General features: G+C 61.2%; 10 protein-coding genes. 5 read left to right on the top strand and 5 right to left on the bottom strand.

The features are described from left to right. Positions 1-166: 166 nt before the first annotated feature. Positions 167-799, bottom strand: a complete 633-nt coding sequence (gene emhR, locus PspCFBP13508_RS18820; protein WP_024011948.1) for an efflux system transcriptional repressor EmhR — start codon at positions 797-799, stop codon at positions 167-169. Positions 800-1,065: 266 nt separating this feature from the next. Here emhR and emhA point away from each other — a divergent pair, with 266 nt between their 5' ends. From emhA to PspCFBP13508_RS18795, 5 genes are all read left to right on the top strand, one after another. Continuing rightward, positions 1,066-2,223 (top strand): efflux RND transporter periplasmic adaptor subunit EmhA, encoded by a 1,158-nt coding sequence (gene emhA, locus PspCFBP13508_RS18815; protein WP_016771331.1) that lies wholly within the window; start codon positions 1,066-1,068, stop codon positions 2,221-2,223. A 3-nt stretch (positions 2,224-2,226) separates the two neighbouring features. Continuing rightward, positions 2,227-5,391, top strand: coding sequence for an efflux RND transporter permease subunit EmhB (emhB, locus tag PspCFBP13508_RS18810; protein WP_039762672.1), 3,165 nt, complete (start codon positions 2,227-2,229; stop codon positions 5,389-5,391). Then, on the top strand, positions 5,388-6,848 hold the full coding sequence (gene emhC, locus PspCFBP13508_RS18805) for an efflux RND transporter outer membrane subunit EmhC (RefSeq protein ID WP_137215378.1): 1,461 nt from the start codon (positions 5,388-5,390) through the stop codon (positions 6,846-6,848). Before emhB ends, emhC begins: the two co-directional genes overlap by 4 nt. A gap of 419 nt (positions 6,849-7,267) precedes the next feature. Then, complete coding sequence (locus PspCFBP13508_RS18800; RefSeq protein WP_137215377.1) at positions 7,268-8,527, top strand: OprD family porin; 1,260 nt, start codon at positions 7,268-7,270, stop codon at positions 8,525-8,527. A gap of 291 nt (positions 8,528-8,818) precedes the next feature. Further along, a complete protein-coding gene (locus PspCFBP13508_RS18795; RefSeq protein ID WP_137215376.1) occupies positions 8,819-9,625 on the top strand; it encodes a methyltransferase domain-containing protein in 807 nt (268 codons plus the stop codon). A gap of 132 nt (positions 9,626-9,757) precedes the next feature. Here the strand turns inward: PspCFBP13508_RS18795 and pcaC are convergent, their stop codons facing one another. The 4 genes from pcaC to PspCFBP13508_RS18775 are packed head-to-tail and all read right to left on the bottom strand — an operon-like array spanning position 9,758 to position 13,669. Beyond that, positions 9,758-10,150 (bottom strand): 4-carboxymuconolactone decarboxylase, encoded by a 393-nt coding sequence (pcaC, locus tag PspCFBP13508_RS18790; protein ID WP_007917093.1) that lies wholly within the window; start codon positions 10,148-10,150, stop codon positions 9,758-9,760. Positions 10,151-10,160: 10 nt separating this feature from the next. Then, positions 10,161-10,952 (bottom strand): 3-oxoadipate enol-lactonase, encoded by a 792-nt coding sequence (pcaD, locus tag PspCFBP13508_RS18785; RefSeq protein WP_137215375.1) that lies wholly within the window; start codon positions 10,950-10,952, stop codon positions 10,161-10,163. Between the two features lie 11 nt (positions 10,953-10,963). After that, positions 10,964-12,328: a 3-carboxy-cis,cis-muconate cycloisomerase gene (locus tag PspCFBP13508_RS18780; RefSeq protein WP_137215374.1), complete on the bottom strand. Its 1,365-nt coding sequence runs from the start codon at positions 12,326-12,328 to the stop codon at positions 10,964-10,966. Positions 12,329-12,373: 45 nt separating this feature from the next. Next, positions 12,374-13,669, bottom strand: coding sequence for an MFS family transporter (locus PspCFBP13508_RS18775; RefSeq protein ID WP_137215373.1), 1,296 nt, complete (start codon positions 13,667-13,669; stop codon positions 12,374-12,376). Positions 13,670-13,763: the final 94 nt, after the last annotated feature.

The raw sequence follows: 13,763 nt of genomic DNA, 5'->3' as shown, positions 1-13,763 counted from the left end.
CAGGGGCTTTTTGCTGTTGGCGCAGGGTAAGAGCCAGCGAACACCGTTTCACAACAGCGACACAATTTCCCTACAAAATCCACGGCTGGCTACGTTTAAACTCCCCACCGCAATAATCGGCCATAGCGGCTGATTGACATCCTGCCGGGCAATTGCGCATTTTGTTTCATTTGCGCAGGCTTGGGCTCAGGCGCAGCATGTCCAGCCCGGTGTCGACCCAGCGTTCAGCCTCGGCGTGCAGTTCGAAGCTGTCCGGGGCCAGCAGCCAGCCGTACAGTAGGCCGTCGATGTAGGCATGAATGCTGATGGCCGCGCGGGCAGTGTCGAGGTCTTCCGGCAACTGGCCGCGATTCACCGCGTTACGCAGGGTCAGGCCGATGCGCACGTTGCAATCGAGACTGGCCGTCCGGCGCTGCTGGCGCAGATCGCACATTTCATCGGTGAACTCGCACTTATGAAACAGAATTTCGTTGATGCGCCGGGTTTTCGGGTCCAGTGCAACTTGATGAAACAAATGAATCAGCAACTGCCGCATGCAGCCCAGCGGGTCCGGTTCGTCCTCGCTTTCGCTGGCCTTGGCCAGTTCATCCAGCGGTTCGTGCAGGCTGTCGAGCATGGCCTGGACCAGGTCGGCCTTGTTGCTGAAATGCCAGTAGATGGCGCCACGCGTCACGCCGGCGAGGGTCGCGATGTCCGCCAGGGTGGTGCGGGCAACCCCCCTTTCATAGAAGGCTTTCTCGGCCGCTTCCAGAATCTGGCTGCGGGTTTCCTGAGCTTCCTCTTTGGTACGACGGACCATGGCAGTAAAACCTCAAACAGGATGTTTCAGGGATGGCTGAATATCCGCTGAATAAAGAGGGGGCGATCTCTCGCGAATCGACTCCCCGGCCTACAATTTCAAACCTTGCGACGACTTTTGTATCAGGGTGGGTACACGGCGCAGGTGTTTACAAACAACCATGAACGTAAGTATATTACTTAGCAAGCTACTTATCCACCCGGTGCCCGATTTTTACTCTTTCACACTTCTTGTGCGCTTCTTGCGCGCCTGACCCGAGGATCTTCATGCAATTCAAGCCAGCTGTTACCGCTCTGGTCACTGCCGTCGCCCTGGCATCGCTGCTCAGCGGATGTAAAAAGGAAGAAGCGGCCCCAGCCGCTCCGCCTCCTCAGGTCGGCGTCGTCACCCTGCAACCACAAGCCTTTACCCTCACATCCGAGCTGCCGGGCCGCACCAGTGCGTTCCGCATCGCTGAAGTTCGCCCGCAGGTCAACGGCATCATTCTCAAGCGTCTGTTCAAGGAAGGTGCCGACGTCAAAGCCGGCCAGCAGCTGTATCAGATCGATCCGTCGGTCTATGAAGCTACGCTGAAAAGCGCCGAAGCCGAGCTGCGTTCGACCAAGTCGATTTCCGACCGCTACAAGCAACTGGTCGACGAACAGGCCGTGAGCCGTCAGGAATACGACACCGCACTGGCCAACCGCCTGCAATCGGAAGCATCGTTGCAGAGCGCGCAGATCAACGTGCGCTACACCAAAGTCTACGCGCCGATTTCCGGCCGTATCGGCCGCTCTTCGGTCACCGAAGGCGCACTGGTCAGCAATGGCCAGGCCGATGCAATGGCAGTGATTCAGCAGCTCGACCCGATCTACGTCGACGTGACCCAGTCGTCGGTGGAACTGCTGGAATTGCGCCGCGAACTGGAAAGCGGCCGTCTGCAGAAGGCCGGCGACAACGCCGCTGCGGTCAAGCTGACCCTGGAAGACGGCAGCCAGTACAAGCTCGACGGCAAGCTGGAATTCTCCGAAGTTTCGGTTGACCAGACCACCGGCTCGGTGACCCTGCGCGCGGTGTTCCCGAACCCGGATCACACCCTGCTGCCAGGCATGTTCGTTCACGCCCAGCTGCAAGCCGGCGTCAACAGCGCAGCGATCCTCGCGCCGCAACAAGGCGTGACCCGCGACCTCAAAGGCACCCCGACCGCACTGGTCGTCGGCGCCGACAACAAGGTCGAACTGCGTCAGCTCAAGGCCAGCCGCACCGTCGGCAGCCAGTGGCTGATCGAAGACGGCCTGAAAGCCGGCGATCGTCTGATCACCGAAGGGCTGCAGTACGTCAAACCGGGCGTCGAGGTCAAAGCGACCGAGGCGACTAACGTCGGCACCAAGAACCCGGCCCCCGCACAGGCAGCTGACAAAGCCGCCGGCGGCAAAGGGGAGTAACCCATGTCAAAATTCTTCATCGACCGTCCGATTTTCGCCTGGGTAATCGCCCTGGTGATCATGCTGGTCGGGGCACTTTCGATCCTGAAATTGCCGATCAACCAATACCCGAGCATTGCGCCACCGGCCATTGCGATTCAGGTGACCTACCCAGGCGCGTCCGCACAAACCGTGCAGGACACCGTGGTGCAGGTCATCGAGCAACAGCTCAACGGTATCGACAACCTGCGTTATGTGTCGTCGGAAAGTAACTCCGACGGCAGCATGACCATCACCGCGACCTTCGAGCAAGGCACCAACTCCGACACCGCGCAGGTCCAGGTCCAGAACAAGCTGAACCTGGCCACCCCGCTGCTGCCGCAGGAAGTGCAGCAACAGGGTATCCGCGTGACCAAGGCAGTGAAGAACTTCCTGCTGGTGATCGGCGTGGTGTCGCGCGACGGCAGCATGACCAAGGACGACCTGTCCAACTACATCGTGTCGAACATGCAGGACCCGATCTCGCGGACCGCCGGTGTCGGTGACTTCCAGGTCTTCGGTGCGCAGTACGCGATGCGTATCTGGCTCGACCCGGCCAAGTTGAACAACTTCAACCTGACCCCGGTCGACGTGAAGAATGCGATTGCCGCGCAGAACGTCCAGGTGTCGTCCGGTCAGCTCGGTGGCTTGCCTGCCGTGCAGGGCCAGCAACTGAACGCGACGATCATCGGCAAGACCCGTCTGCAGACTGCTGAGCAGTTCAAGGAAATCCTGCTCAAGGTCAACAAGGACGGTTCGCAGGTTCGCCTCAAAGACGTGGCTGAAGTCGGCCTCGGCGGCGAGAACTACGCGATCAGTGCCCAGTTCAACGGCAGCCCGGCGTCCGGTCTGGCGGTGAAACTGGCCAACGGCGCCAACGCCCTCGATACCGCCAAAGCGCTGCGCAACACCATCGACAGCCTCAAGCCGTTCTTCCCGCAAGGCATGGAAGTGGTGTTCCCGTACGACACCACTCCGGTGGTGACCGAGTCGATCAAAGGCGTGGTGCACACCCTGGTCGAAGCGATCGCGCTGGTGTTCCTGGTGATGTTCCTGTTCCTGCAGAACTTCCGCGCCACCGTCATCACCACGATGACCGTGCCGGTGGTACTGCTCGGTACGTTCGGCATCCTCGCCGCCGCCGGTTTCAGCATCAACACCCTGACCATGTTCGGCATGGTGCTGGCCATCGGTCTGCTGGTGGACGACGCCATCGTCGTGGTGGAAAACGTCGAGCGGGTGATGAGCGAAGAAGGCTTGTCACCGAAGGAAGCGACAAAGAAATCCATGGGCCAGATCCAGGGTGCACTGGTCGGTATCGCCCTCGTGCTCTCGGCGGTACTGCTGCCGATGGCGTTCTTCAGCGGCTCCACGGGTGTGATCTACAAGCAGTTCTCGATCACCATCGTGTCGGCCATGGCCCTGTCGGTACTGGTTGCCCTGATCTTCACCCCGGCGCTGTGCGCGACCATGCTCAAGCCGATTCCGAAAGGCGAGCACGGTACCCCGAAGAAAGGTTTCTTCGGCTGGTTCAACCGTAACTTCGACCGTGGTGTACGCAGCTACGAGCGCGGCGTCGGCAACATGCTGACCCGCAAGGCGCCGTACCTGCTGGCGTACCTGCTGATCGTCGTCGGCATGATCTGGCTGTTCACCCGCATCCCGACCGCGTTCCTCCCGGAAGAAGACCAGGGCGTACTGTTCGCTCAGGTGCAGACCCCGGCCGGTTCCAGTGCCCAGCGCACGCAGGTGGTGGTGGATGAAATGCGTGAGTACCTGCTGCGTCCGAACAAGGACGGCGGTGAGGCGGACGCGGTGGCTTCGGTGTTCACCGTGACCGGCTTCAACTTCGCCGGCCGTGGTCAGAGTTCGGGTATGGCGTTCATCATGCTCAAGCCGTGGGGCGAACGTAACGCCGACAACAGCGTGTTCAACCTCGCTGCGCGTGCCCAGCAACACTTCTTCAGCTTCCGCGACGCGATGGTGTTTGCCTTCGCCCCGCCAGCGGTTCTGGAATTGGGTAACGCCACCGGTTTCGACGTGTTCCTGCAGGACCGCGCCGGTATCGGTCACGAAAAACTGATGGAAGCGCGCAACCAGTTCCTCGGCATGGCGGCGCAAAGCAAGGTGCTGACCCAGGTGCGTCCGAACGGCCTGAACGATGAGCCGCAGTTCCAGCTGGAAATCGACGACGAGAAGGCCAGTGCCCTCGGCATCACCATCAGCGACATCAACAACACCCTGTCGATCGCGTTGGGCAGTAGCTACGTCAACGACTTCATCGACCGTGGTCGAGTGAAGAAAGTCTACGTGCAGGGCCAGCCGGACTCGCGTATGAGCCCCGAAGACCTGAAGAAGTGGTACGTGCGCAACGCCGAAGGCACCATGGTTCCGTTCTCGGCGTTCGCCAAGGGCGAGTGGGTCTACGGTTCGCCGAAGCTGGCGCGCTATAACGGTGTGGAAGCGGTCGAGGTCCTCGGGGCTCCGGCGCCGGGCTACTCCACCGGTGAAGCGATGGCTGAAGTCGAAGCGATTGCCAAGAAGCTGCCGTCCGGTGTCGGTATCTCCTGGACCGGTCTGTCCTACGAGGAACGTCTGTCCGGCTCGCAAGCACCAGCGCTGTACGCCCTGTCGCTGCTGATGGTGTTCCTGTGTCTGGCGGCGCTGTATGAAAGCTGGTCGATTCCGATCGCGGTCATGCTCGTGGTACCACTGGGGATCATCGGTGCACTGATGGCTACCAGCCTGCGCGGTCTGTCCAACGACGTGTACTTCCAGGTGGGCTTGTTGACGACCATCGGTCTGGCGGCTAAAAACGCCATTCTGATCGTCGAATTCGCCAAGGAACTGCACGAACAGGGACGCACCCTGCGTGAAGCGGCAATCGAAGCCTGCCGCATGCGTCTGCGCCCGATCATCATGACCTCGCTGGCCTTCGTTCTCGGTGTTGTGCCGCTGGCGATTTCCACCGGCGCCGGTTCAGGCAGTCAGCACGCGATCGGTACCGGCGTGATTGGCGGTATGCTCACGGCCACGATCCTGGCGATCTTCTGGGTCCCACTGTTCTTCGTTACTGTGTCGTCCATCGGTCAGCGCAAAAAGACCGACGCGGATGAGACTACTGAAACTCCTAAAGAGGCTGGCCAATGAGCAAGTCGCTACTCTCCATCGCAGTCGCCGCCTTCGTGCTGAGCGGTTGCTCGCTGATACCTGACTATCAGCAGCCTGAGGCTCCGGTCGCAGGCCAGTACCCGCAGGGGCCGGCATATTCGCCGGCCCAGGCTCCGGCGCAAGCCGCTGCCGAACAGGGCTGGAAGCAGTTTTTCCATGACCCTGCCCTGCAACAGCTGATCCAGGTCGCCCTGGAAAACAACCGCGACCTGCGTGTCGCGGCGCTGAACATCGACGCTTACGCGGCGCAGTACCGCATCCAGCGCGCCGACCTGTTCCCGGCGGTGTCGGCCAATGCCGCCGGCAGCCGCCAGCGTCTGCCGGCCCGTGCCTCGCAGACCGGCGAGTCGATGATCAGCAGTTCGTATTCCGCCACCGTCGGCGTCAGCGCCTACGAACTCGACCTGTTCGGTCGGGTGCGCAGCCTGAGCGAGCAAGCGCTGCAACAGTACTTCGCTACTGAAGAAGCACGCCGCAGTACGCAGATCAGTCTGGTCGCCAACGTCGCCAACGCCTACCTGACCTGGCAGGCGGACAAGGAATTGCTCAAGCTGACGCAGGACACCCTCGGTGCCTTCGAAGAAAGCTACAAGCTGACCAGCCGCAGCAACGAAGTCGGTGTGGCTTCGGCGCTGGATCTGGCGCAGTCGCGCACTTCCGTGGAAAACGCCCGGGCGCAACTGGCGCGTTATACCCGCCAGGTCGCACAGGACGAAAACAGCCTGACCCTGCTGCTCGGCACCGGTATTCCCGCCAACCTGCAAACGGCCAAACCGCTGTCCGATGATCTGCTCAGCGATGTGCCGGCCGGTCTGCCTTCGGACCTGCTGCAACGTCGTCCGGACATCCTCCAGGCCGAGTACAACCTGAAGGCGGCTAACGCCAACATCGGCGCGGCGCGTGCAGCGTTCTTCCCGAGCATCAGCCTGACCGCCAACGCGGGCAGCCTGAGCCCGGATCTGTCCGGTCTGTTCAAGGGTGGTTCGGGGACGTGGCTGTTCCAGCCGCAGATCAACCTGCCGATCTTCAACGCCGGCAGCCTGCGCGCCAGCCTCGACTACGCCAAGATCCAGAAGGACATTGGCGTGGCGAACTACGAGAAGTCCATCCAGACCGCCTTCCAAGAAGTCGCCGACGGCCTCGCCGCCCGCCAGACCTACACCGACCAGCTGCAAGCGCAGCGTGACTTCGTTCAGGCCAACCAGGATTACTACCGCCTGGCCGAACGTCGCTACCGCATCGGCGTCGACAGCAACCTGACCTTCCTCGATGCCCAGCGTCAGTTGTTCAGCGCACAACAAGCGCTGATCACCGACCGCCTCGCGCAGCTGACCAGTGCGGTCAACCTGTACAAGGCACTGGGCGGTGGCTGGAATGCGCAGACCGCGCAGAACGAAGCGCTGAAAGAAGAAGCGCCGAAGATGAAGCTGTTCTGATCATCGGCTGACTACAAGGAGCCCACCGATTGGTGGGCTTTTTGTTGCCTGTCTGAAAGGTGTGTTGTTCGGGCTGCCCCCTTCGCGAGCAGGCTCGCTCCCACATTTGAAATGCGCCCACCTGTGGGAGCGAGCCTGCTCGCGAAGAGGCCCGCACATCCGCCCAAAAAACCCGGCTCAATCTTGCGTGCGATAACCGCCCAGAACCCGCTTTCAGCAATTGAACCCGAACACACAGGCCCTTCACCATTCAAACCAGAAAACCAATAACAACAAGGTTCGACACCATGCTCCTGCGCCCTGCCCCGCCCGGCTGACCGCCACCGCTGCATCTCATAACTGCATCACTTCGCCCTGCGCCGCACCCGCCGCGACAGCGCAGCCGTTCGCCCTAAAAAAAACAAGAGAGACCCAAGTCCATGACAGTTTTCCCTGTGCCTTACGCATTGCCCGCTGTGATCGCCCTGGCCATCGCCGGTCTGGCCCTGCCGGCAAGCGCCGAAGAAGGCGGTTTTGTCGAAGACGCCAAGGTCAACCTTAACCTGCGCAACTTCTACATCAACCGCAACTTCACCAACCCGACCAAGACCCAGGGCAAGGCTGAGGAGTGGACGCAGAGTTTCATTCTCGACGCCAAATCCGGCTTTACCCAAGGCACCGTCGGTTTCGGCATGGACGTACTCGGGCTGTATTCGGTCAAACTCGATGGCGGTAAGGGCACGGGCGGTACGCAGTTGTTGCCGCTGGACCATGACGGCCGCCCGGCGGACAACTTCGGTCGCACCAACGTCGCTTTCAAGGCCAGACTTTCCCAGACCGAGGTCAAGGTCGGCGAATGGATGCCGGTATTGCCGATTCTGCGTTCGGACGACGGTCGCTCGCTGCCGCAAACCTTCCGTGGCGGCCAGATAACCTCCAAGGAAATCGCCGGCCTGACCCTCTATGGCGGCCAGTTCCGCGCAAACAGCCCGCGCGACGACAGCAGCATGAGCGACATGTCGATGACCGGCAAAGCCGCGTTCACCTCTGATCGTTTCAACTTCCAGGGCGGCGAATACCTGTTCAACGACAAGCGCACGCAGATCGGCCTGTGGAACGCGCAGCTCAAGGACATCTACAGCCAGCAGTACTTCAACGTGCTGCACAGCCAGCCGCTCGGCGACTGGACGCTGGGCGCCAACCTCGGATTTTTCTACGGCAAGGAAGATGGCAGCGCGCGTGCCGGCGATCTGGACAACAAAACCTGGTACGGCATGTTTTCGGCCAAGTACGGCGGCAACACGTTCTACCTCGGCCTGCAGAAACTCACCGGCGACAGCGCGTGGATGCGCGTCAACGGCACCAGCGGCGGCACCTTGGCCAACGACAGCTACAACGCCAGTTATGACAACGCTCAGGAACGCTCCTGGCAACTGCGCCACGACTACAACTTCGCCGCCATGGGCATCCCCGGCCTGACCCTGATGAACCGCTACATCAGCGGCGACAACGTGCACACCGGGACGATCACCGACGGCAAGGAATGGGGTCGCGAATCGGAACTGGGTTACACGGTGCAGAGCGGCACTTTGAAGGATTTGAACGTCAGATGGCGCAACTCGACCATGCGCCGCGACTTCAGCAACAACGAGTTCGATGAAAATCGCCTGATCGTCAGCTACCCGATCAGCCTGCTTTAACCACCGATCAAAATTGTAGGAGTGAGCCTGCTCGCGAAAGCGCTACTTCAGTCGACATCTCTGTCGAATGTGAAATGGCCTTCGCGAGCAGGCTCGCTCCCACATTTGATTCCCATCACAGATGCATGCCATTTGTCAGGCCATGTAGCGCTTTTGCGGGCGGCGGTTACAGTGAGCAAACCTGAAGGACTCAGGTGCTCCAACCCTTCACGCTTCCGTTTCGTAGTCGGTCTCCAGCTGTGCACCAGGTTGTCATCGGAAGACACCATTTGATCACCGGAGGATCACCTTATGATCACGCGCCGCACCACTGCACCCGATTGGGACGCCAAGGCGTACCAACAGTTTTTCCGTCTCAGACAACGTCCGGTCAACGAATTGCTCGACCGTATCGAACTGCAAAACCCCCAACGCATTTACGATCTGGGCTGCGGCACCGGCATCGCTACGCAGTTGCTGGCCAAGCGTTGGCCGCGTGCGCATTTGCAGGGCATCGACAGCTCGGCGCAGATGCTCAACGAGGCCCGAAGCCTGCCGATCAAGGCCTTGTGGAAACAATCTGATCTGCTGGACTGGCAGCCTGAGCAACCGGCGGATCTGCTGTTCGCCGCCGCTGTGCTGCATTTTCTCGATGACCACGAAACCTTGCTGCCGCGCCTGCTCGGCTATCTGAATCCTGGCGGCTGCCTCGCAGCGCACATGCCGGATTGGCGCGATGCGTTGTGGTATCGGTTAATGCTGCAAACGTTGGATGACGCCGGTCCCGGGGGCGCACCGTTGGGCACGCCAGAACTGCGCCGGCGCATGGCTGCGCGGCCGCTAGTGGCGCTGGAGGATTACTACCGTTTGCTCGCACCAATAACCGCGTCGCTGGACATTTGGGAGACCGAACAGCTGCAAGTGGTCAACGGCAAATCGCCGGTGTATGACTGGGTCAAGGTCTCGGCGTTAAGGCCAGTGATGCAGGCGCTGGATTCAGCGCAGCAGGCGCGATTCATCTATCACTACCTGATGCGGGTGCAGGCGCATTATCCGCAGGAGGAGGATGGGCATACGTTGTTTGCGTTCAAGCGGATATTCATTGTCGCCAGGGTTTGAGTGCATGTGCTGATTAACACATCACGGCGTCTGCCGCTTTCGCGAGCAAGCTCGCTCCCACATTTGTTTTGTGATCGACACAACTCCAAGGTGGGAGCGAGCCTGCTCGCGAAAGCGGCAGACCGGCCGCCATTATTCTCGAGATTCGACGCCCAGCTCATCCCACACCGACTCGGCCAGATGAAACGTCGCATTCGCCGCCGGGATGCCGCAGTAAATTGCGCTCTGCATGATCACTTCCTTGATCTCGCCACGGCTCACGCCGTTGTTGGCCGCTGCGCGCAGGTGCAGTTTCAGTTCGCCCTCGCGGTTCATGCCGATCAGCATGGCGATGGTGATCAGGCTGCGGGTATGACGGGGCAGGCCCGGGCGGGTCCAGATGTCGCCCCAGGCGTGCCGGGTGATCATCTCCTGGAATTCCGAGTTGAACTCGGTCAGCGTGGTCAGGCTGCGATCGACGTGGGCATCGCCCAGCACCGCGCGGCGGACTTGCATGCCTTCGTCGTAACGTTGTTTCTCGTCCACAAAATCTTCCTCACTGAGCCTGCAAAAACGTCAGCACACGGTCGCTGAAAGCGGCACCGGCCTGCACGTTGGACAAATGCGCCGCATGGAACTCGGCGTACTCGGCACCGCGCACGTGGTCGCGAATGAAGTGCCCGCCGGACGGCGGCGTCACCGCATCTTCGCTGCCGGCAATGACCAGCAACGGCACGTTGATCGAAGCCAGTTGTTCACGAAAATCAGCATCGCGTACTGCCGCGCAGTTGGCCGCATAACCTTGTGGATTGGTCGCGGCAAGCATGTCGGTAATCTTCTTCGCCTCCTCGGGATGGGCCGCCGAAAAGTCAGGGGTAAACCAGCGCGCAATCGAGGCATCACGCAGTGCGACCATCGCCGCCGGGCCGTCACGCAGTACGGTTTCGATGCGCGGATTCCACACCGACGGGTCGCCGATTTTCGCCGCCGTATTGCACACGATCAGTTTGTGCAGACGATGGCCGGCATTGATCCCCAGCCACTGACCGATCAGCCCGCCCATCGACAGTCCGCAGAAATGCGCGCGCTCGATATGCAGCGCATCGAGCAGACCGAGCACGTCGCGACCGAGTTGTTCGATGCTGTACGGCCCCTCGGTGACCAGCGATTGCCCATGGCCGCGCGTGTCGAAACGCAGCACGCGGAAATGCTCGGTGAACGCCGGCATTTGCGCGTCCCACATGTGCAGGTCGGTGCCCAGCGAGTTGGACAGCACCAGCACCGGCGCCTCCGCCGGGCCCTCAATTTGATAGTGCAGTTCGCCATCGGCGAGTTGAACGAAAGCCACAGCCCTCTCCTTCAGACAGTCAAAGCGTTGTGTTCAGCCACCGCACGCTCGACCCAGACTTGCGCCTGGCCGAGGTAATGCGCGGGGTTCAGAAGATCACCGAGTTCAGCGCCACTGAATTCGGCGGTGACTTGCGGCTCGTCAGCGAGCACCGCACGCAAATGGCGTTGCTCGGCCACGGCGCGTTTGCAGCATTGTTCGAGCAGGTGATGCGCGGTGTCGCGGCCGACGCGTTGGGCGAGGACGATGCTCACCGCTTCGGCCAGCACCAGGCCTTGGGTCAATTCGAGGTTGCGGGCCATGCGCGCCGCGTCGACTTCCAGACCCTCGGCCAACAAGCGCGCCTGTTGCAGCGAACCGGACACCAGGCAGCAGATTTCCGGCAGGGTTTCCCATTCGGCATGCCACAAACCGAGGCTGCGTTCGTGCTCCTGCGGCATCGCGCTGAACAGCGCCGACACCAGCCCCGGCACCCGCGTGGCCGCGCCGATCAGCACCGCCGCGCCGACCGGATTGCGTTTGTGCGGCATGGTCGACGAACCGCCCTTGCCCGGTGCCGCAGGCTCGAATACTTCCGCTGCTTCGGTCTGCATCAACAGGCTGATGTCGCGGCCGAATTTGCCGAGGCTCCCGGCGATCAGGCCAAGCACCGCTGCGAATTCGACGATGCGATCACGCTGGGTGTGCCACGGTTGCTCGGGCAGGGTCAGTTGCAGTTCCTCGGCCAAGGCTTCGGCAATCGGCAACGCCTGCTCACCTAACGCAGCTAGCGTTCCGGAAGCGCCACCGAATTGCAGCACCAGCAGTCGTGGCTTGAGTTGTTGCAGACGCTGACGGCTGCGCGTGACGGCGCCGAGCCATCCAGCGATTTTCATACCGAGGGTCACTGGCGTCGCGTGTTGCAGCCAGGTGCGCCCGGCCAGTGGCGTGGTGGCGAAGCGTTGGGCCTGAACAGCAAGTGAGTCGGCCAGTTGCGCCAGTTCGCTTTCGATCAACGCCAGCGCCTGGCGCAATTGCAGGACCAGCCCGGAATCCATCACGTCCTGACTGGTCGCGCCCAGATGCACATAGCGCTCGGCCTCGGCATCGCTCGCGGCAATCTGCTTGCCCAGGGCCTTGACCAGTGGAATCGCCGAATTGCCGGCTGTGGCAATCGCCTCGCCCAGCGCTGCGAAGTCATACAGACCGGCGTCGCACGCTGCGGCAATCGGTGCCACGGCCGATGAAGGAATCAGCCCGACCCGCGCCTCGGCCCGGGCCAGCGCCGCTTCGAAATCGAGCATCGCCTGCACCCGGCCCTGATCGCAGAACACTTCGCGCATATCGCGGGCGGTGAAGTAGGCATCGAACAATTGATTGCCCGGTCGCTGAGTCATAAACAGTCCTTGCCGGCGCGGGCCTCGCAGCCCGCGCACATGGGTTTACAGATCGTGGTGCAGATACTTCGCCTGCTTGGGCAAACGCAGGCTGAACAGGAAAGCCACCGCCATCATCGCCGTGACGTACCAGTAGAAGGCGTTTTCCATGCCGCCGGCCTTGAGGCTCAGGGCCACAAACTCTGCCGAACCGCCGAAGATTGCATTCGCCACCGCGTAAGCCAGGCCGACACCGAGGGCGCGCACTTCCGGCGGGAACATCTCGGCTTTCACCAGACCGCTGATGGAGGTGTAGAAACTGACGATCGCCAGCGCCACGGTGATCAGCACAAAGGCGAGGAACGGGCTGCTGACGCTTTTCAGGCTGAGCAGAATCGGCACGGTGAACAGCGTGCCGAGGGCGCCGAACCAGAGCATCGAGTTACGCCGGCCGATCTTGTCGGCGAGCATGCCGAACAGCGGCTGCATGCACATATACAGGAACAGCGCGCCGGTCATGATGTAGCTGGCGCTCTTGGCGTGCATGCCGGCGGTATTCACCAGGTATTTCTGCATGTAGGTGGTGAAGGTGTAGAAAATCAGCGAGCCGCCAGCGGTGTAACCGAGCACAGTGATGAACGCCGCTTTGTGATCGCGAAACAGTGCAGTGATGCTGCCGGCGTCTTTGTGTGCGCGGGTTTCCTCGTTGGTGGTTTCCTTCAGCGAACGACGCAGGAACAGCGAAATCAGCGCCGCCACCGCACCGACCACGAACGGAATCCGCCAGCCGTAGGCACGCAAGTCTTCTTCAGTGAGGAACTGTTGCAGCACCACCACCAGCGACACCGCCAGCAGTTGTCCGCCAATCAGCGTCACGTACTGGAACGAGGCGAAGAATCCGCGCTGGCCCTTGAGCGCAACTTCACTCATGTAGGTCGCGGTGGTGCCGTACTCGCCGCCCACCGACAGACCTTGCAGCAAACGCGCGAACAGCAACAGCACTGGCGCCCAGACGCCGATGTCCTTGTAGGTCGGCAGGCAGGCAATCAGCAGCGAGCCGAAGCACATCATCAGAATCGAGATGAGCATCGAGTTCTTGCGCCCGTGCTTGTCAGCGACCCGGCCGAAGATCCAGCCACCAATCGGCCGCATCAGGAACCCGGCAGCGAACACGCCAGCGGTGTTGACCAGTTGCACAGTCGGGTTATCGGAGGGGAAAAACGCCGGGGCGAAATAGATCGCACAAAAGGCGTAGACGTAGAAGTCGAACCACTCGACTAGATTGCCGGAGGAAGCGCCGACGATGGCGAAGATGCGCTTGCTGCGCTCTTCGCCGGTGTAGTGGGAGGTAGTGGTTGTCATTGTTTTTTCACTCGATAGGGACAGTCACAGTCTAGACGTACTTTGCAACAGTCCCGTTCCACATTGGCCCATCATCCAAGCCGGATCAGCCTTT

Source organism: Pseudomonas sp. CFBP13508, assembly GCF_005233515.1.
Lineage (GTDB): Bacteria > Pseudomonadota > Gammaproteobacteria > Pseudomonadales > Pseudomonadaceae > Aquipseudomonas > Aquipseudomonas mercuritolerans.
Note: the sequence above shows the minus strand (reverse complement) of the source record. Positions and strands in the feature narration are given on the sequence as shown.

What these genes read in the sequence shown, in the direction of transcription:
- emhR (WP_024011948.1), bottom strand. Translation starts at nt 799, where the DNA reads ATGGTCCGTCGTACCAAAGAGGAAGCTCAGGAAACCCGCAGCCAGATT.
- emhA (WP_016771331.1), top strand. Translation starts at nt 1,066, where the DNA reads ATGCAATTCAAGCCAGCTGTTACCGCTCTGGTCACTGCCGTCGCCCTG.
- emhB (WP_039762672.1), top strand. Translation starts at nt 2,227, where the DNA reads ATGTCAAAATTCTTCATCGACCGTCCGATTTTCGCCTGGGTAATCGCC.
- emhC (WP_137215378.1), top strand. Translation starts at nt 5,388, where the DNA reads ATGAGCAAGTCGCTACTCTCCATCGCAGTCGCCGCCTTCGTGCTGAGC.
- PspCFBP13508_RS18800 (WP_137215377.1), top strand. Translation starts at nt 7,268, where the DNA reads ATGACAGTTTTCCCTGTGCCTTACGCATTGCCCGCTGTGATCGCCCTG.
- PspCFBP13508_RS18795 (WP_137215376.1), top strand. Translation starts at nt 8,819, where the DNA reads ATGATCACGCGCCGCACCACTGCACCCGATTGGGACGCCAAGGCGTAC.
- PspCFBP13508_RS18780 (WP_137215374.1), bottom strand. Translation starts at nt 12,328, where the DNA reads ATGACTCAGCGACCGGGCAATCAATTGTTCGATGCCTACTTCACCGCC.
- PspCFBP13508_RS18775 (WP_137215373.1), bottom strand. Translation starts at nt 13,669, where the DNA reads ATGACAACCACTACCTCCCACTACACCGGCGAAGAGCGCAGCAAGCGC.